Source organism: Brevundimonas sp., assembly GCF_016463295.1.
GTDB lineage: Bacteria > Pseudomonadota > Alphaproteobacteria > Caulobacterales > Caulobacteraceae > Brevundimonas.
Genome location: NZ_JAEMRO010000048.1, coordinates 1 through 16,251, shown reverse-complemented (window position 1 = coordinate 16,251; position 16,251 = coordinate 1). Strand labels below are relative to the sequence as shown.

Genomic DNA, 16,251 nt, shown 5'->3' with positions numbered 1-16,251 from the left:
GTTCTATGCGTTCGAAGTGCTGGGGCTGGGCGGCGAGAGCAATCTGCACGTCGCCATCGGAACATCGCTGGCCACCATCGTGGCGACGTCCTGGCGGTCCCTGAAGGCGCACCGCGACCATGGGGCGGTGGACGAGGTGGTGCTGAAGACCTGGACGCCGTGGGTGGCGCTAGGCGGGCTGATCGGCGCGGGGGTGGCGGGCTTCACGTCGATGGAAGGGCTGGCCATCGTCTATGGAGTCTGTCTGGCGCTGATCGCGGCGCAGATGGGGCTGCTGCCCGAGCGGATCGTGCTGAGGCGGGACATGCCGACGGGCTGGGGTCGACGGGTGACGGCGACCGTCATCGGCGGGCTGTCGGCCATGATGGGGATCGGCGGCGGCAGTTTCGGTGGCCTGACCATGACCCTGTGCGGACGGCCGATCCATCAGGCGGTGGCGACGGCGTCAGGGTTCGGCCTGGCCATCGGGGCGGCGGCAACGGTCGGGTTCGTGGTTTTCGGCTGGGATGCGGGAGGACGGCCGCCGCTGTCTCTGGGCTATGTCAACATACCGGCGGCGGTGGTGATGGGGCTGCTGACCACGGCGGTCGCCCCCTATGGCGCGCGGCTGGCGCACCGGCTGAACAAGACGACCTTGAGGCGGGTGTTCGCGATCTATCTTCTGCTGACCGCGCTGTCCGTGGTGGTGAAGGCGCTCTGAAGTTGACGCGAAATCTGAGCCCGTGCGCAAGTGCGCTCGAACCGATTTCGCTCTAGGACTTCAGCGTCAGGGTCGTCGGCGTGGCGGTGAAGCTGGACAGCCGTCCCAGATAGCTCATGCCCAGAAGCGAATGCGGCAGGCCGTTCTCGATCACCAGGGCCTCGACGTCGTTGACGCGCGTCCCGCCGATGCTGACCGAGGCCAGGGTGACGGGGGCGGCGCGGACGCGGCCGGCGGCGGTGACGATGGTACCGGAGAAGTCGGCGGCCGTGACATGCACGCCCAGACGCTCCGCATCGGAGCGGGTCAGGGCCACGACGCTGGCCCCCGTATCGACCATGACGCGGATGGGACGGCCGCCGGTACGGACGTTCATGCGCGCCTCGGCCCAGTAGTGGCCGTCCTCGGAGCGGGCGATGCGGGTGTCGGGGCCGGTTGCGGCTGCCGGTGCGGTGTCAACGGTCACGGGCGCAGCCACGGACACGACGGCGGCCTGGGCCTGGCCCCGGTCGCCCAGCTGGTTGACCCAGAAGGCCGCCGTCAGCGAACAGGCGATCGCCAGGGTCAATACACCAAGGTTGGACAGGTTCAAACGCATCGGACCGAACACACTCACCAGAACACAACCGCTTCTGCGGCTCTGACACCCTGGCAGGGGTCGGTTGGTATGCGGTGAACGGGCGTGGTGGACGGGGGGTTAAGGAGCAGGGGTTAGGTTCTAGGGACTAGGGACTAGGGATTAGGGATTAGGGACTAGGGATTAGGGGTTAGGGAGAGCGCAAGCCGGAACAGGTTCGGCCCTAGAACCTAGCCCCTGAAACCTAGAACCTCCTGCTCGCGCTCAGGCAGCGCCGCCATGATCGCCGCCCGTTCTGCATCGCTGAAGCCGCTCCAGCCCGCGATCTCGGATAGGGTGCGGTAGCAACCCAGGCACAGGCTGGAGGCTCCGTCGACCACGCACACCTGGACGCAGGGGGTAGCGATGGAGCGGGGCGGGCCTTGTGGCGTTGGCGACACGTTTGATGACATCGGTGCGAAATATGGTCCGGTTGCGGAGTATAAATCTTGCATTTTTCGGCGCGTGCGCTAGATAGGACGCTGACGCGAAACGACTATGACGGTGAGATCCCCGAAAAGCACGACGCGTCTCTTTTCATCTTTCATCGAAAGGAGACGCCAAGATGAATAACAAGGAGCGCAACCTCCAGCACGCCATGATGTCCTTCGCCCTGTGGGGCGGGATGCTGGTGAACACGAAGAACACGAACGGCGCAGGCGACCGTGCGGTCAGCCACCCGTCCAACTTCGTGCCCATCAAACTGGACCGCAAGCGCTAGAACAGCGACTGCGGCAGTGAGAAGACCGAGCCCCGGCCCCGCAAGGACCGGGGCTTTTGTTTGGGTGCTATCGCTCGGCTCGCGGAGCCTCGCGGCTTGAGCGCGTGTTTGGGCGCTATCGCTCGGCCCGCAGGGCCTCGCTGCTTGAGCGCGTGTTTGGGCGCTATCGCTCGGCCCGCAGGGCCTCGCTGCTTGAGCGCGGGGAGCGAATGCGGCACAGCGTGGCCATGACCCTGATCACGCGCGAACGCCGAGGCCCCCTCGAAATCTGGACCCTGGACCGGGCCGAGCGGCTGAACGCCCTGCCCGATCCGCAGGATGGCGAAGCGTTCGCGACGGCCTGCGAGGCGGTCAATGCGGACCGGACCGTTTCGTGCGTGATTCTGACCGGCGCGGGGCGGGCGTTCTCGGCAGGCGGCGACCTGACGGCCATGCGGGACCGGCGCGACCTGTTCGGCGGCACCGGCATCGACATCCGCGAGAACTACCGCCGGGTCGTGCACCGGATCGTGCGCTCGCTCTACAGGCTGGAGGTGCCGCTGATCGCGGCGGTGAATGGGCCGGCCATGGGGCTGGGGTGCGACATCGCCGGGCTGGCCGACATTCGTATTGCGTCGGAGGCCGCCAGCTTCGGCGTGCCCTTCCTGAAGCTGGGCATACTGCCGGGCGACGGCGGGACCTGGCTGATGCCGAGGAACGTCGGCTATGCCCGCTCGGCCGAGTTGCTGTTCACGGGACGGACGCTGGATGCCGCCACCGCACTGGACTGGGGCCTCGTCAACCGCGTCGTGCCCGCCGACCGTCTGATGGACGAGGCCCTGGCCACGGCGGCGCAGGTGACCGCCCAGGCCCCGCACGCCCTGCGCATGACCAAGGCCCTGCTGCGCCAGGGCCGCGACGCCACCTTCGACCAGATCCTGGAAATGACCGCCGCCATGCAGGCCCTGGCACACCTGACGGAGGACCACGCCGAGGGGGTCAGCGCGGTGCTGGAGAAGCGGGCGCCGACGTTCGAGGGACGCTGACAAACAACGACATTCGGGGCAGGCTGCGACCATGATCGAGGGGCTGGTGTTCGGTTGGAGGACGGCGGTGCTGACCGTCGCGGCGGCGGTCATCCTGCCCATTGTGATCGGCCTGTGGACCGCCTTTCACGGGCGCACGGCCGCGCGGACCATGGCTCTGCTGCTTCTGGTGCTGGTCGGGGTATTCACGCCATGGCTGATCGGGTTCGCTGGAGCCTATGACAAGTGGCGGTGGCTGACGTTTCTGCCCGTGGCCAATCCGTTATGGGCCCCGCCGCTGCTATATCTGTACGCCCATGCCCTGACACGGGGACGGTGGCCGGTGCGGGGCTGGCGGCATCTGATCCCTGGCGGGGTGCAGTTCACGTGGCAGGCGGTCAGTTTCGCCCTGCCCCTGACGCTCAAGAACGCCTGGGCCGACCTTAGCCTGCCGATCACGGGGCCGGTGTTTACATTCGCGCTGACGATCAGCTTCCTTGTCTATGGCCTGGCGATGATCCGGCTGCTCCAGGCCTATCGGCATGCGCTCGCCCAGCAACGCAGCGACGATGCGCGGTTCGCCTTGCGCTGGCTGAACCGCGCCATGGTGGCGGCCAGTGTGCTGGCGGCCTTGTGGACCGTGTACGGCTTGTGGGACGCGATCTCGCCGCTGGGGTATCGCGGGCTGATGGGCCTGTATGCCGCGCTGGCCGCCATCGCGGTCTATCTGGCCATCGAGAGCTGGCGTCAGACGCGGGTCGCCTATCCGACGCTGGAGGCGCTGACGGCGGTGGCACCCTCGCCGGCCAGTCCCGCACGCGACTGGGGCGCGCGGGGCCGTGCCTGGGCGGACACCGTCCGCCGAGAAGGCTGGGCCGCCGAGCCGGAGCTGAGCCTGACGACGCTGGCCGCGAGGCTGGGCACCAACACCGGCTATCTGTCGCGAGCGATCAACGAGGGGCTGGGCGTCAACTTCTCGACCTTCGTCAACGACCTGCGTAGCGAGGCGGTGGCCGAACAGATGAAGCGGGGCGCGACGGCCTCCGTGCTGACGCTGGCGCTTGAGGCGGGATTCAGCTCCAAGGCCAGCTTCAACCGGGCGTTCCGCAACCGGTTCGGCCAGACGCCACAGGCCTATCGCGCCGGGGTGGCCCGGGTGCCGCAGGTGTCAGATCGTGAATAAATTACTGTAGCGATGATCTGGGACGCCAGGGGACAAGCCACGAGTCAGGGTGGCCGCCTTCACAACCGGAGCCCGACCATGCTGATCCTTGCCCTGACATCCGCCCTGCTGATGCCTGCTCCGACCGACCCGCGCGAAGTGGCGCTGGAGGTGCGGACCGCCCGCTTCGAACAGGTCCTGGACGCCGCGGTCGAGGCCATCGAGGCCGACATCGCCCTGCCCGTCCGCCCCGAGATGCGTCGCCAGTCGATCGCCCGGCGCATCGCCGTCCTGACGCCCGAGATCAACGCCTATGCCCGCGACATGACCGCCGGCTTCGCGGCCCTGGGCGAAGGCGAGACGCCCGAGCGCGCCGCCGAACTGCGTCAGTATGGCGAGGGGCTGACGCGGTATCTGGACGGCTTGCCGGCCGAACTGACACGCGGAGCCGAGGCGGAACTGACGGGCGGTGGCCATTGACCGGGGTCGTCCTCTCTCGCCGTCAACTGGTGGGCGTCGGGGCGGCGGCGGTCGCCGTCGGCGCTCTGTCCCGGCCCGTCAGGGCCCTGGCTCAGGTCGAGACGCTGTCGCCCGCGGCGATGCGCGAGGATGTCCGCATGCTGCGCCGCGCCTATGAGACGCTGCATCCGGGCCTGTTGCGCTACAATACGCCGGAGCAGATCGCCGCCGGTTTCGACCGGCTGGAGGCGGACAGCGCGACGCCCCAACCGCTGGAGGCCTTCTATCTGCGGCTGTCGCGGTTTCTGGCGACGCTGCGCTGCGGGCATTCCTATGCCAACTTCTACAACCAGTCGCGGGCGGTCCAGACGCGGCTGTTCGAGGCCTCCGACCGCCTGCCGTTCCCGTTCCTGTGGCTGGGCGACCGCATGATCGTGACCGGCGATCCAACCGACACGGGCATCAGGCCGGGCAGCGAGATCGTCAGGCTGAATGGCCGTGCGGCAGGCGAGGTTCTGGCCGGGCTGATGACCGTGGCCCGCGCCGACGGCGGCAATGACGGCAAGCGGCGTCAGCTGATGTCGATCCAGGGGCAGGACGGCTATGAGAGTTTCGACGTCTTCTATCCCCTGATATTCGGATCGCGTCCCCGCCATGCGCTGGAGGTGATCGGAACGGACGGCCGCGCGCGGCGAACCGAGGTGGAGGCGATCTCTCTGGACGCGAGGCGGGCGCAGCGGCCAGCGGTGATCGACGCCAGCGACGACACGCCCGCCTGGACGATGGAGCGACGCGGCCAGGCGGCAGTGCTGACCATGCCGGGGTGGGGCCTGTACAACAGCGACTGGGACTGGGCCGGATGGCTGAATGCCCGGATGGACGCGTTGGTGGCCGAAGGTGTTGTACGGCTGGTCGTCGATATCCGGGCCAATGAGGGCGGGCTGGACTGCGGCGACGTACTGGCCGCGCGACTGATCGAGCGGCCCATCATGTCCGACACGGCGCGGCGGCTGGTGCGCTATCGCCGCATTCCCGACGAACTGCGTCCCGTGCTCGACACCTGGGATCGCGGCTTCGACGACTGGGGAGACGACGCCCGGCCCTATGACGATCGCTTCCTGACCCTGGCCCGCAGCGCTGGGGAAGGCGGTGTCATCGAACTTAGGGGGCCAAGATTCACGGGTGAGGTGCGCGTCCTGATCGGGCCACAGAACAGCTCGGCCACCTTTGGCTTTGCCCAGATGGTTCAGCGCGAGCGGCTGGGCATCCTGATCGGCGAAACCACCGGCGGCAACCGGCGAGGCATCAACGGCGGGGCCTTCTACTTCCTGCGCCTGCCCGCCACCGGCCTGGAAGCCGACCTGCCCCTGATCGGCACCTTCCCGCAGCAGCCCCAACCCGATGGGGGCATAGCCCCAGACATCGCCATTCCGCGCACAGCCGAAGCGATCGCGGCGGGCCGCGATCCCGTGATGGAGGCGGCGCTGGCCTGATAACGGCTCAAGGGATGGCGTTGAGCGGAGTCTTAAGGAACCGGCGGCCCGAGGCTTCGGGCGGCGGCAGGGCCCCGGCACGGATGTTCATCTGCAGGGACGGCAAGATCAGCTGGGGTGGCTTCAGCGTCGCGTCGCGGGATTCGCGCAAGGCGACGAAGTCGTCTTCGCTGCGGCCGGCGATGTGGATGTTTGACGCCTTCTGAGCGGCGACCGTGGTCTCCCAGCGGAAGTCGGTCCGTCCTTGCGGCAGATAGTCATGCCCCACAAACATCCGCGTCTGGTCCGGCAGGGCCAGCAGACGCTGGATCGAGCGGTACAGCGTCCGCGCGTCACCGCCGGGAAAGTCGCACCGCGCGGTGCCGTAGTCCGGCATGAACAGGGTGTCGCCAACGAAGACGGCATCGCCGATCCGATAGCTGACACAGGCCGGGGTGTGGCCGGGCGTGTGCAGAACCTCGACCGTCAGCCGGCCCAAGGCAAAGGTGTCGCCGTCGTCATACAGCCGGTCGAAGACCGAACCATCGGGTGTCACGTCCGTCGCCTCGAACAGGTCGCCGAAGGTCTTCTGAACGCGCGCGATCCTGGCCCCGATGCCGATGGGGGCACCGGTCATGACACGCAGAGCATCGGCCCCCGACAGGTGGTCCGCATGGGCATGGGTATCCAGCACGCCGATCAGATTGAGGCCCTTGTCTTTCACGTGCTGGACCAGGGCCGTCAGGGCCTGGCTGTCGGTGTGGGCCGAGGGGGCATCGAAGGCGAGTACGGGATCGATGATCAGGGCCTGGCCCGTCGCCGGGTCGGAGACGAGATAGGTCACCGTGTGGGTCGCGGCGTCGAAATAGGCTTCGACGTCCGGGGCCGCGATATCAAGCGGGGGGGTCACGAGGGTCATGGAAGGCTCCTTCTGGAGCTTTTATATATGAGTACTTGCTAATTTAGCAATGTCTAATATATTGGCGACATGATCGATATCGATGACATCGGGCTGGAAGCCTTTCAGACCAATGCGGGCCGCGCCTCGGCCCTGCTCAAGGCCCTGTCCAGTCCGCACAGGCTGATGGTGCTGTGCCAGCTGGGCGACGAGGAGCGGTCGGTGACGCAGTTGCAGGCGGCGGTGGCCCTGTCGCAGTCCGCCCTGTCACAACACTTGGCGGTGCTGCGCGAAGAGGGTCTGGTGACCACGCGGCGTGAGGGCACGTCGATCCTGTACCGCATCGCCGACCCGGCGGCCCTGAAGGTCATCGCCGTCCTGATCGAAATCTACTGCCCCCCCTCCCCCAAGGATGACTGACATGCTCAAGACCCTGACCCCCGCCGACGTCGCCGCCCGTATGAAGGCCGGCGAGATGATCCTGATCGACATCCGCGAGGCCGACGAGTTCGCGCGCGAGCATGTCGCCGGTTCGCGCCCGGCCCCGCTGTCCGGCATGACCGGTGAGACGCTCGGACATGACAAGCCCGTCGTCTTCACCTGTCGGACGGGTAATCGCACCGGCGTCAACGCCGCCAAGCTCGCTGCCTGCGCTCCGGGCGAGGCCTATGTGCTGGAAGGCGGACTGGAAGCCTGGAAGGCGGCCGGCCTGCCCGTGCGCCAGGACCGCAAGGCCCCGCTGGAGATCATGCGCCAGGTCCAGATGACGGCCGGAGGTCTGATCCTGCTGGGCGCGGCCCTGGGTCTGCTGGTCCACCCCGGCTTCTGGGGATTGTCGGCCTTCGTCGGGGCCGGTCTGTTCGTGGCCGGGGCTACCGGCTTCTGCGGCATGGCGACCCTGCTGGCCGCCATGCCCTGGAACCGTACAGCCAAGGCCGCATAGGCCGTGGACCCGCACCTGCTGCAACTGGGGCTGGCGGTGGCCAGTGGCCTTGTGGTCTCGCTGCTGCTGACGGTGTTCGGCGGTGGCGGGTCCGTGCTGGCCGTGCCGCTGCTGCTCTATGTCGTGGGGGTGCGTGATCCGCATGTGGCGATCGGCGCGTCGGCGGCCGGGGTGTCACTGAATGCCCTGACGGCGCTGGCCGGACAGGCCCGCGCGGGGCGGGTCCGCTGGCCCTGCGCCAGCCTGTTCGCCGCCTTCGGCATCGTCGGGGCCCTGGCCGGTTCGACCCTGGCGAAATCCATCGACGGCCACAGCCTGCTGATCTTCTTTGCCGGAGCCATGGCGGTCGTCGGCCTGGCCATGCTGAGGCCCGCGCGCAGCGAAGGCTCGACCGCCGTGCGCCTGAGCCCCGGCATGGCTCCGGCCCTGGCCGTCTCCGGTGCGGGCGTCGGGGCAGCGTCCGGCTTCTTCGGTATCGGCGGCGGTTTCCTGATCGTGCCCGGCCTGATGGCGGCCACGGGCATGACCCTGGCCATGGCCCAGGCCTCGTCGCTGGTCAGCGTCGCCGCTTTCGGCGCGACGACAGCGCTGAACTATGCCGCCTCCGGCCTGATCGACTGGCCCATCGTCGGAGCCATGGCCGTCGGCGGCCTGGCCGGAACCGCCATCGGCCAGCCCCTGGCCCAGCGCCTGTCGACCCGCGCCCCCCTGGCCCGGAAACTGTTCGCGGGCCTTATCCTGATCGTCGCCGTCTATGTCGCGGTACGGGCGGTGGGGTGATGGCCCGTTCCACGACCTAATCCCACTGTCATGATGCACATACCCAGACAGATGAAGCTCGACACGAGAAGTGCACAGTGGGGCGAGGTGTCCAATGCGACCGCATAAGCCGCAGGTGCCAATGCCTGGAGGTAGCGCGCCGGTGTAAGCAACAGGGCCTGACGCACGGCGTACCGATCCGGCCCGAACACGTGTAGCGGCAGGACGCCGGATGCGACGGACAGCAGGCCATTGCCCAACCCCTGTCCGACGGCCAGCAGCGGAGCCAGACGGGAGCCGCCTGCAACAGCCATTGTGGCACCCAGCGGATGGAGCAGGCTGGCGATCCGCACGGTCATCACGGGATGCGACTTGTGCAGGACCAACAGGTCGAACAAGCGCGCAGCCACGGCGCTGGCCGCCATCAGACCGGCGGCCCAGGCAGCCTGAGCAGGCGTCAGACCCAGCTCGACAAGTAGTCGTGGAAGGTGCGCCGCCATCGCGGTCGAAACCATCCAGCCGCCGGCGAAGACGCCCGCGAGTTGAACCATGTGGCGGTCCCAGCGAATGGATGAGACGGGACTGTCGCTTGAGGTTAGACGCGACCCTCGGGGCGGCAGAACCACCGCGACCAGCGGCAGGCAGATCAATAGATGTGCGGCGGCCCAGACGATGCAGGCAACGCGCCAGTCGAACGTTTCGACGATCAGGCGACTGATCGGCCAGCCAAGGCCACCGCCCAGCGCGCCAATGAGCGAGACGGCTGTGATGGATCGTCGGGCCTTGGCGCCGTGGATTTCAACCAGGGTGGCAAAGGCCGTGCCATACAGGCCGGTCGACATGCCGACACCGAGCACGCTCACTCCGACCAGCAAGATGAGAGGCACGGCCGCTGTTGCCATGACCAAAAGCGCGCAGGCAAAGGCGAGATGCGCCCAGATCAGAACGTGCCGCCCGCCGCACTGCTCAATCCAGCGACCGGCCGTCGGGGTCAGGATTGCAGAAATCAGGAAGGCGATCGACAGGGCGGCGAAGATGCGTGTCGGCGGTAAGCCGAACGCCTGTGCCATCGGGTCAGCGAGAATGCCCAATAGATAATAGCTGGAAGCGAAGGCCACGATCTGGCCAAGCCCAAGAACCGGAACGACAAGGCGATCGCGTACAGACATGGCACTGGATCGCGGGATTGCTGTTCGCGTGAAAGCAACATATCGGCTGGAGTATGTTCGAAAATCTCACAGCCCATGCTGGCTTGCCGTCGTTGAATGGCTTGCGGGCGTTCGAGGCCATGGGCCGCACAGGCAGCGCTACCCTTGCGGCGGCTGAATTACATGTGACCCACAGCGCCGTCAGTCGGCAGGTGAAGGCGCTGGAAGCCGCCTTGGGGGTGCAGCTGTTCGAAGGACCGAAGCATCGGCTGACGTTGACCAAACACGGGCAGACGCTGCTGGCCGGATTGACGGAGAGTTTCGATGGGCTAACGGCGGCGGTACGGAGGGTCCGTGACCCCGATGTCGTGCGGCTAGCCGTCCATCCTAGTCTGGCAGTGAAATGGCTGGTGCCACGACTGACAGACTTCGAAGCTCGTCATCCGGGCGTGACGCTGTTGCTCAGCGAGCTTGAGCTGACTGCCCTGCGTCAGCGGGGTGCCGACCTGGCCCTGCGTTTCATTGATGCCGATCAATCGGACGAACCGGGCGTTGAGTGCTTGGCGCAGAACCGCATCGGCCTGGTCTGTGCACCTGACTGGGTGGCCAGGCTGGCCATAGCTCCACGCCTGACGACCCGTACAAGAGAACAAGCCTGGGCGCAGTGGGAGGCGCTCGGCAACCATGCGGTACCCAGTGGGCGGAACCGCACGCTTCCGCATCTGCATATGGTGGCGGACGCCGCAGTGGCCGGACTGGGCGCAGCGATTCTGCCCTTGGCCATCGTGGAAGATGACATCAGGACCGCGAAACTGGTCGCGCCATTCGGCTTCGTACATGACGGCGGAGCAGTGGCAGTGATCCGCCAGCCGGGCGAGACGACCCGCAGCGAGTGGACCGTGCTGCGCTGGCTGAGGGATCAGGCCGCACGTCGCGGACCTGACCCCGAGTAGTTGACCCTACCCCCGGTTCGGCGTCTGCATGGAGCGGTTGGCCGGTACGCCGACGGTGGCGGTGCGGGGAGCGCCCGCCGTTTCGCCCGGCTTCATGAACTTGACCAGGACGCGCTGGCCGATCAGCAGGGGGGCGTCGCCGACGGTGACGACGACCTCGACAACCCGCTCGTCGGAGCGTTGCGAGGGATCGTCCGACGCCAGCTTGCGGGCCCCAAAGACGGCGGCGCGGCGCAGGACGGTGCCGACATAGACCTTGGTCGTGTCGCCTTCGGGCGTGACCTCGACAGCTTGGCCGGCGGTGATGTTGGGGATGTCGCTTTCGACGATCTCGGCGCGGGCGATGCGCGGGGCGTCGGGCTCCAGATCGAACATGTTCGACACGTTCAGGGTCGAGGCACCGGCGCCGGGGTTGGCATAGCGGCGCACGATGCGACCGTTGGCAGGCGCGCGGATGACCGTCAGCTCGACATTGTAAGCGGCCTGGTCGCGGCGGGCGCGGGCGGTGTCGACGGCGGCGCGGGCCGAGGCCATGCGGGCCTCTGCGGTCGCGATGGCGTCACGGGCCTGATCCAGCCTCTGGGCGGCGACGAAGTTGGTGGCGACCAGCTGTTGCAGACGATCGAACTCGCGCTGGGCGGTGCGGATATCGACCTGGATCTGGCGCAGCTGGCTCTCGGCCTGGGCGACGTCGGCGGCGGCGCTCTGCAAGGCCAGGCGGGGTTCGTCGTCCTCCTGACGGGCCAGGATCTGGCCAGCCGTGACGCGGTCGCCCTCCTGAACCAGGACCTCGCGCACCACGCCGCCGCGACGGGCCGCGATCTGGATGATGCCGCCCTCGACATCCACCTTGCCGTTGGCGATGGCCGCATAGGGGCTCTCGACCTTGGTCGCCTCGCGCTCGGCCTCCTCAGCCTTCTTTGTGGCGGCGGCGTTGTTCATGAAGACGACGATCAGGCCGACGACGACGATCAGCGCGACGCCGATCCAGGTCCATTTGCTTTTCAGGAAGCCGGGCATTCTTGGAGGTCCTTCAGGGCGTTCAGTGCGACGCGAGCGTGGCGTCGGGATTGGGGATGCGGCGCTGATCGTCGATGATCACGCCGTCTTCGATGTGGATGACCCGGTCGGCCCAAGCTTCCAGCCTGGGGTCGTGGGTGACGCAGATGACCGCCGCGCCATGCTCGGTCGCGGCCCGGCGCAGCAGGCGGATGACCACCTGGCCATTCTCGCCGTCCAGGGCCGAGGTCGGTTCGTCGGCGAACAGGATCTTGGGGTCCTTGGCCAGGGCGCGGGCGATGGCGACGCGCTGCTTCTCACCGCCCGACAGCGCGGAAGGCCGCTGGTGCAGGCGATGGCCCAGGCCGACCTCTTCCAGCGCCAGGGTCGCGCGCTTCCTGGCCGCATCGGGCGACAGGCCCTGATATTTCAGCACCGTCGTGACCTGGGCCAGGGCGCTGAGGGCCGGGAACAGGTTGAAGCCCTGAAAGATGAAACCGCAGTGATCCAGGCGGAACTTGTCGATCCGGCCCGACGACAGCTTCCACATGTCGTCGACGTCCAAAGCATCCACCCGCCCGGCCTCGGGTCGCAGAAGGCCGGACAGGGCGGCGATCAAGGTGGACTTGCCGGAACCCGACGGCCCCATGACCATGGTCAGGTCGCCGTGCCGGGCGTCGAAGTCCACGCCTTTCAGCACCTCGACAAAGGCCTTGCCGGACTTGAACCGCTTCACCAGGCCTGTGGCCTCGATGGCGGCGGAGCCGTGACGGCCGTGCAGCTTGGTATGGCCGGTCATCGCAGCAGGTCCGCAGGTTGGCTTTTCTTCAGTATGCCCATCGACAAAAGGCCCGAGCCCATGGCGATCAGGATCAGACCGCCGCCGACGACGATCAGCAGGATGGGCGGAAGCGAGATGATGACGGCATTGGCCGCCGCCAGCAGCGACACCAGCCAGGTCAGCAGAATGGCCGCGCCAACGCCGACGACGCCGACCCAGAAGCTGAGCTCCATGACGATACGCCGCAGCGATCCCATGCCGACGCCCAGAGCCCGCAGGGAGGCGAACTCCTTGATGTTGGCCATGATGGCCCCACGAAGGGTCTGCCAGGTGATGGCCACGCCGATGATGATGCCCAGAACGACGCAGCCGCCGATAATAATGACCAGAATGCCCTCCTCGAACATGGCCCCGGCGTTGGCATCGGCCAGCTCCTGACGCGTCCAAGCCTTCCATTGGCCGTCGCCCTGGACGTTCAGCTGATCGGCGACATACCGGGCCTGTGACGGGTCGCGCAGCTTGACCATCAGGGGACCGACGCGCGGACCGGTATCGGCCTGGCCCAGCATACGCAGGGTGTCGCGCGACATGACGACATTGGCCTGCATCATGTTGGGATAGCCGCGGGTGATCGCCGCCACCGTTACGGTCTGGCCATTATACAAGGCCTTGTCGCCAAGCTTGACACCCAGTTGCGGCAGGGCGGTCTCGTCGACGGCCACCGTATAGGGCTGACGCAGGGCGTCGATCAGGTCCTGGGAATAGTCGGTCGGAATGGTGACGGCATCCGGCGTGGTGTCGATGATGCTGGCCTGAACGAAGGCCTGACGGGGCGCATCCATCTTGGCCCGGTCGGCCTGGGACAGGGTCGGATCGACGTTCTTGACGGACTGGAAGGTGCCGCCCGCACCGTCCAGCGGCTGGACCTCCACGACCTCGGGATTGTTGTAGACTAGGGGGATGAAGCGGCGCGGCACGCCGGACGGACCGCCGATCAGGCTCTTGGCCCCCGGCTGCATGATGATGACGTCGGCACGCGACCGTTCGATCTGGGCCGTAAAGCCCTTGCCGATGCCGATGAAGACGCCGGTCATGGCCAGGACGAGCAGGCCGGACAGCGCCAGCGCCATGACGGCCGCCATGTAGCGGCGCCACTCGAACAGCAGTGTGGAAAGAGCGAGAGACATGGGACCCCTTGGTTGTCCGCTATCTGACGCCGCCAGGTGTTCCGGCCAAGTTAAATCGGGGTAAGGCGGCGAACCCTGACATGAAAGAGCCTGTGGACGACGGCGCGTCTTCAGGTCTAGTTATCCTGTAACAGCCCGCAGTGAATGGACGGGCCAGGGAGAACCACCAGATATGCTGTTTCGTTCGCTTCGGTCCGCCATCGCCGCGACCGCCTCCATCGCCACCGTCGCCGGGGCCCTGGCCGTTACCGCCGCCCCGACCGTGGCCAAGGCCGACGAGGGGATGTGGACCTTCGACAACTTCCCCATCCAGATGGTGAACGACAAATACGGCACCCGGATCGATCAGGACTGGCTGGACCGTGTCCGCAACTCGGCGGTACGCCTTCAGGGCTGCTCGGCCTCGTTCGTGTCCGAGGACGGCCTGATCCTGACCAACTGGCACTGTGTCGTCGGCTGCGTGCAGGACCTGTCCAGCCCCGAGAACGACTACGTCAAGAACGGCTGGATGCCCGCCACCCGCGAAGAAGAGAAGACCTGCCCCGGCCAGACGGCCGAGGTCCTGACCGACATCGTCGATGTGACCGACCGCGTTCTGGGTGCTGGCGAGGGCCTGGAAGGCGCAGCCTTCAACGCCGCCCGCAGCGCTGAGACCGCCAAGATCCAGGAAGAGAACTGCGCCGGCGATCCCAAGTTCAGCTGCCAGGTGATCAGCTTCTATCGCGGCGGCCGCTATGCCCTGTACAAGTTCCGCCGTTATGACGATGTGCGTCTGGTGTTCGCGCCCGAGAACCAGGCCGCCTTCTTCGGTGGAGACCCCGACAACTTCAACTTCCCCCGCTATGCGCTCGATGCCGGTTTCCTGCGCGCCTATGAGGACGGCAAGCCGGTCGAGACGCCCAACTTCCTGAAGTGGAACCCCGAGGCGCCCAAGGAAGGCGACGTCACCTTCGTGGCCGGCAACCCCGGCACGACCCAGCGTCTGCTGACCATGAGCCAGCTGGAACGCCTGCGCGACCAGGCCCTGCCGACCCAGCTGATCCAGGGGTCCGAACTGCGCGGTCGCCTGCTGGAGTATTCGCTGGAGGATGACGAGGCGTATCGCGCATCGTTCGATACCATCTTCGGCCTCGAGAACAGCTTCAAGGTCTGGTACGGCCAGCAGGCCGCCCTGACCGACCCGGCCTTCATGGCGACCAAGCGCGAGCAGGAAGCCGAACTCCGCCAGCGTGTCGCAGCCGACCCTGCCCTGCTTCAACGCATCGGCGATCCGTGGACGGAACTGGAAGCGGTCGAAACCGCCGCGCGCGATCTGTACCTGCCCTATCGCCAGCTGGTGCAGGGCGCCGGTGGCGGCTCGCAGCTGTACAGCTATGCCCGCGCCGTGGCCGGGGTCGCCCGCGACAACGCGCGCCCCGAGGCCGAGCGCCGTATCACGCCGGCCCAGCGCACGGCCCTGGAAGGCCGTCTGGCCACCGTCCTGCCGGTCACGCCCGCCATCGACGAAATCCAGATGCGCCAGTGGCTGTCCAAGACCCGCGAGTATCTGACGGTCGACAATCCGACGGTGAAGGCCATGCTGGGTCGCGAAAGCCCGGAGGCCCTGGCCGAACGTCTGATCGCCGGGACCAAGCTGGCCGATCCGGCCTTCCGCGTCGCCGCCCTGTCGATGACGCCGGAGCAACTGGCCGAGGCCGATCCGCTGATCGGTTTCGTCCTGGCCAATGAGGCGGCCGGTGCCGAGGTGGCGGCCCAGTGGGCCAGCACGGTCAGCGCCCCGACGGCACGCGCCGCCGAACGCGTCGCCCAGGCCCGCTTCGCCGTCTATGGTGACAACCTGTATCCCGATGCGACCTTCTCGCTGCGCCTGTCCTATGGCCAGGTTCAGGGCTGGACCTATCGCGGCGTGACGGTGCCGGCCTTCACCTATATGGGCGGCCTGTACGAGCGGGCGACCGGCTCGGTGCCGTTCAATGCGGCCCAGAAGTTCCTGGATGCCGAAGACCGCATCAACAAGGAAACCGTCTATGACTTCGTCTCGACCAACGACATCATCGGCGGCAACTCCGGCTCGCCCGTGATCAATGCCGCGGGCGAAGTGATCGGCACGGCGTTTGACGGCAACATCCACTCGCTGGGTGGGTCGTTCGGCTATGACGGCAACTTGAACAGGACGGTGTCGGTCTCGACCGCCGCCATCACCGAGGCGCTGCGGGTCGTCTATCCGAGTCCGCGCCTGCTGGAAGAGCTGGGGGTCGAATAGACCTCAACCGATCTCCCTCCCTCACAGAGGGAGGGTCGTCGGCGCAAAGCGACGACGGGGTGGGAGGGGCTCGGCGATGCGAGCACTGAGCTTGTATTGCCCTAGCCCTCCCCACCCGGTCGCTGCGCGACCACCCTCCCCCGAGGGGGAGGGAGACCTTTTGTGCTGGAGCAGCCCATGCGTTTC

General features: G+C 67.2%; 18 protein-coding genes. 11 read left to right on the top strand and 7 right to left on the bottom strand.

All coding sequences use genetic code 11. From position 1 onward, the window contains the following. Positions 1-700: sulfite exporter TauE/SafE family protein (locus JHC81_RS10215; protein WP_292174113.1), on the top strand; the 700-nt coding region annotated here is incomplete at its 5' end. Between the two features lie 52 nt (positions 701-752). Here JHC81_RS10215 and JHC81_RS10210 read toward each other — a convergent pair. Then, complete coding sequence (locus JHC81_RS10210) at positions 753-1,298, bottom strand: TIGR02281 family clan AA aspartic protease (protein ID WP_292174112.1); 546 nt, start codon at positions 1,296-1,298, stop codon at positions 753-755. 209 nt (positions 1,299-1,507) lie between these two features. Continuing rightward, on the bottom strand, positions 1,508-1,729 hold the full coding sequence (locus JHC81_RS10205; protein ID WP_292174110.1) for a DUF1289 domain-containing protein: 222 nt from the start codon (positions 1,727-1,729) through the stop codon (positions 1,508-1,510). Positions 1,730-1,881: 152 nt separating this feature from the next. Here JHC81_RS10205 and JHC81_RS10200 point away from each other — a divergent pair, with 152 nt between their 5' ends. From JHC81_RS10200 to JHC81_RS10180, 5 genes are all read left to right on the top strand, one after another. Beyond that, positions 1,882-2,037 carry a hypothetical protein gene (locus JHC81_RS10200; protein WP_292174107.1) on the top strand — a complete coding sequence of 52 codons (156 nt, stop codon included), beginning with the start codon at positions 1,882-1,884 and terminating at the stop codon, positions 2,035-2,037. A gap of 227 nt (positions 2,038-2,264) precedes the next feature. Then, the gene (locus tag JHC81_RS10195) at positions 2,265-3,062 is read left to right on the top strand and encodes a crotonase/enoyl-CoA hydratase family protein (protein ID WP_292174104.1); all 798 of its coding nucleotides are present in this window, start codon (positions 2,265-2,267) and stop codon (positions 3,060-3,062) included. A 31-nt stretch (positions 3,063-3,093) separates the two neighbouring features. Further along, complete coding sequence (locus JHC81_RS10190) at positions 3,094-4,224, top strand: helix-turn-helix domain-containing protein (protein ID WP_292174100.1); 1,131 nt, start codon at positions 3,094-3,096, stop codon at positions 4,222-4,224. A 78-nt stretch (positions 4,225-4,302) separates the two neighbouring features. Next, positions 4,303-4,683, top strand: coding sequence for a hypothetical protein (locus JHC81_RS10185; protein ID WP_292174096.1), 381 nt, complete (start codon positions 4,303-4,305; stop codon positions 4,681-4,683). Further along, positions 4,680-6,155, top strand: a complete 1,476-nt coding sequence (locus JHC81_RS10180) for a S41 family peptidase (RefSeq protein WP_292174092.1) — start codon at positions 4,680-4,682, stop codon at positions 6,153-6,155. Before JHC81_RS10185 ends, JHC81_RS10180 begins: the two co-directional genes overlap by 4 nt. A 7-nt stretch (positions 6,156-6,162) precedes the next feature. On the opposite strand, the gene JHC81_RS10175 is transcribed toward JHC81_RS10180, so the two are convergent. Further along, entirely contained in the window at positions 6,163-7,053 is an 891-nt protein-coding gene (locus JHC81_RS10175) for an MBL fold metallo-hydrolase (protein WP_292174090.1), read from the bottom strand. Positions 7,054-7,122: 69 nt separating this feature from the next. Between JHC81_RS10175 and JHC81_RS10170 the strand changes: the two genes are divergently transcribed. The 3 genes from JHC81_RS10170 to JHC81_RS10160 are packed head-to-tail and all read left to right on the top strand — an operon-like array spanning position 7,123 to position 8,755. Further along, on the top strand, positions 7,123-7,452 hold the full coding sequence (locus tag JHC81_RS10170) for a metalloregulator ArsR/SmtB family transcription factor (RefSeq protein WP_292174088.1): 330 nt from the start codon (positions 7,123-7,125) through the stop codon (positions 7,450-7,452). Then, positions 7,445-7,975, top strand: coding sequence for a rhodanese family protein (locus tag JHC81_RS10165; protein WP_292174085.1), 531 nt, complete (start codon positions 7,445-7,447; stop codon positions 7,973-7,975). Before JHC81_RS10170 ends, JHC81_RS10165 begins: the two co-directional genes overlap by 8 nt. Before the next feature lie 3 nt (positions 7,976-7,978). Continuing rightward, a complete protein-coding gene (locus JHC81_RS10160; protein ID WP_292174082.1) occupies positions 7,979-8,755 on the top strand; it encodes a sulfite exporter TauE/SafE family protein in 777 nt (258 codons plus the stop codon). Here JHC81_RS10160 and JHC81_RS10155 read toward each other — a convergent pair. Continuing rightward, positions 8,728-9,903 (bottom strand): MFS transporter, encoded by a 1,176-nt coding sequence (locus tag JHC81_RS10155; RefSeq protein WP_292174079.1) that lies wholly within the window; start codon positions 9,901-9,903, stop codon positions 8,728-8,730. The two genes, JHC81_RS10160 and JHC81_RS10155, sit on opposite strands and share 28 nt — an antisense overlap. 53 nt (positions 9,904-9,956) lie before the next feature. Between JHC81_RS10155 and JHC81_RS10150 the strand changes: the two genes are divergently transcribed. Beyond that, positions 9,957-10,835, top strand: a complete 879-nt coding sequence (locus JHC81_RS10150) for a LysR substrate-binding domain-containing protein (RefSeq protein ID WP_292174076.1) — start codon at positions 9,957-9,959, stop codon at positions 10,833-10,835. A gap of 6 nt (positions 10,836-10,841) precedes the next feature. Here the strand turns inward: JHC81_RS10150 and JHC81_RS10145 are convergent, their stop codons facing one another. From JHC81_RS10145 to JHC81_RS10135, 3 genes are read right to left on the bottom strand one after another with little or no spacing between them, the layout of a single operon-like run. Then, the gene (locus JHC81_RS10145) at positions 10,842-11,855 is read right to left on the bottom strand and encodes an HlyD family efflux transporter periplasmic adaptor subunit (protein ID WP_292174073.1); all 1,014 of its coding nucleotides are present in this window, start codon (positions 11,853-11,855) and stop codon (positions 10,842-10,844) included. Positions 11,856-11,877: 22 nt separating this feature from the next. Beyond that, entirely contained in the window at positions 11,878-12,633 is a 756-nt protein-coding gene (locus tag JHC81_RS10140) for an ABC transporter ATP-binding protein (protein WP_292174072.1), read from the bottom strand. Then, complete coding sequence (locus JHC81_RS10135; RefSeq protein ID WP_292174069.1) at positions 12,630-13,802, bottom strand: ABC transporter permease; 1,173 nt, start codon at positions 13,800-13,802, stop codon at positions 12,630-12,632. Before JHC81_RS10135 ends, JHC81_RS10140 begins: the two co-directional genes overlap by 4 nt. Before the next feature lie 172 nt (positions 13,803-13,974). Between JHC81_RS10135 and JHC81_RS10130 the strand changes: the two genes are divergently transcribed. Then, positions 13,975-16,065: a S46 family peptidase gene (locus JHC81_RS10130; RefSeq protein WP_292174067.1), complete on the top strand. Its 2,091-nt coding sequence runs from the start codon at positions 13,975-13,977 to the stop codon at positions 16,063-16,065. The last annotated feature ends 186 nt before the right edge of the window (positions 16,066-16,251 follow it).

What these genes read in the sequence shown, in the direction of transcription:
- JHC81_RS10170 (WP_292174088.1), top strand. Translation starts at nt 7,123, where the DNA reads ATGATCGATATCGATGACATCGGGCTGGAAGCCTTTCAGACCAATGCG.
- JHC81_RS10190 (WP_292174100.1), top strand. Translation starts at nt 3,094, where the DNA reads ATGATCGAGGGGCTGGTGTTCGGTTGGAGGACGGCGGTGCTGACCGTC.
- JHC81_RS10140 (WP_292174072.1), bottom strand. Translation starts at nt 12,633, where the DNA reads ATGACCGGCCATACCAAGCTGCACGGCCGTCACGGCTCCGCCGCCATC.
- JHC81_RS10130 (WP_292174067.1), top strand. Translation starts at nt 13,975, where the DNA reads ATGCTGTTTCGTTCGCTTCGGTCCGCCATCGCCGCGACCGCCTCCATC.
- JHC81_RS10155 (WP_292174079.1), bottom strand. Translation starts at nt 9,903, where the DNA reads ATGTCTGTACGCGATCGCCTTGTCGTTCCGGTTCTTGGGCTTGGCCAG.
- JHC81_RS10195 (WP_292174104.1), top strand. Translation starts at nt 2,265, where the DNA reads ATGACCCTGATCACGCGCGAACGCCGAGGCCCCCTCGAAATCTGGACC.
- JHC81_RS10210 (WP_292174112.1), bottom strand. Translation starts at nt 1,298, where the DNA reads ATGCGTTTGAACCTGTCCAACCTTGGTGTATTGACCCTGGCGATCGCC.
- JHC81_RS10205 (WP_292174110.1), bottom strand. Translation starts at nt 1,729, where the DNA reads ATGTCATCAAACGTGTCGCCAACGCCACAAGGCCCGCCCCGCTCCATC.
- JHC81_RS10200 (WP_292174107.1), top strand. Translation starts at nt 1,882, where the DNA reads ATGAATAACAAGGAGCGCAACCTCCAGCACGCCATGATGTCCTTCGCC.
- JHC81_RS10145 (WP_292174073.1), bottom strand. Translation starts at nt 11,855, where the DNA reads ATGCCCGGCTTCCTGAAAAGCAAATGGACCTGGATCGGCGTCGCGCTG.
- JHC81_RS10165 (WP_292174085.1), top strand. Translation starts at nt 7,445, where the DNA reads ATGACTGACATGCTCAAGACCCTGACCCCCGCCGACGTCGCCGCCCGT.
- JHC81_RS10175 (WP_292174090.1), bottom strand. Translation starts at nt 7,053, where the DNA reads ATGACCCTCGTGACCCCCCCGCTTGATATCGCGGCCCCGGACGTCGAA.
- JHC81_RS10185 (WP_292174096.1), top strand. Translation starts at nt 4,303, where the DNA reads ATGCTGATCCTTGCCCTGACATCCGCCCTGCTGATGCCTGCTCCGACC.
- JHC81_RS10135 (WP_292174069.1), bottom strand. Translation starts at nt 13,802, where the DNA reads ATGTCTCTCGCTCTTTCCACACTGCTGTTCGAGTGGCGCCGCTACATG.
- JHC81_RS10150 (WP_292174076.1), top strand. Translation starts at nt 9,957, where the DNA reads ATGTTCGAAAATCTCACAGCCCATGCTGGCTTGCCGTCGTTGAATGGC.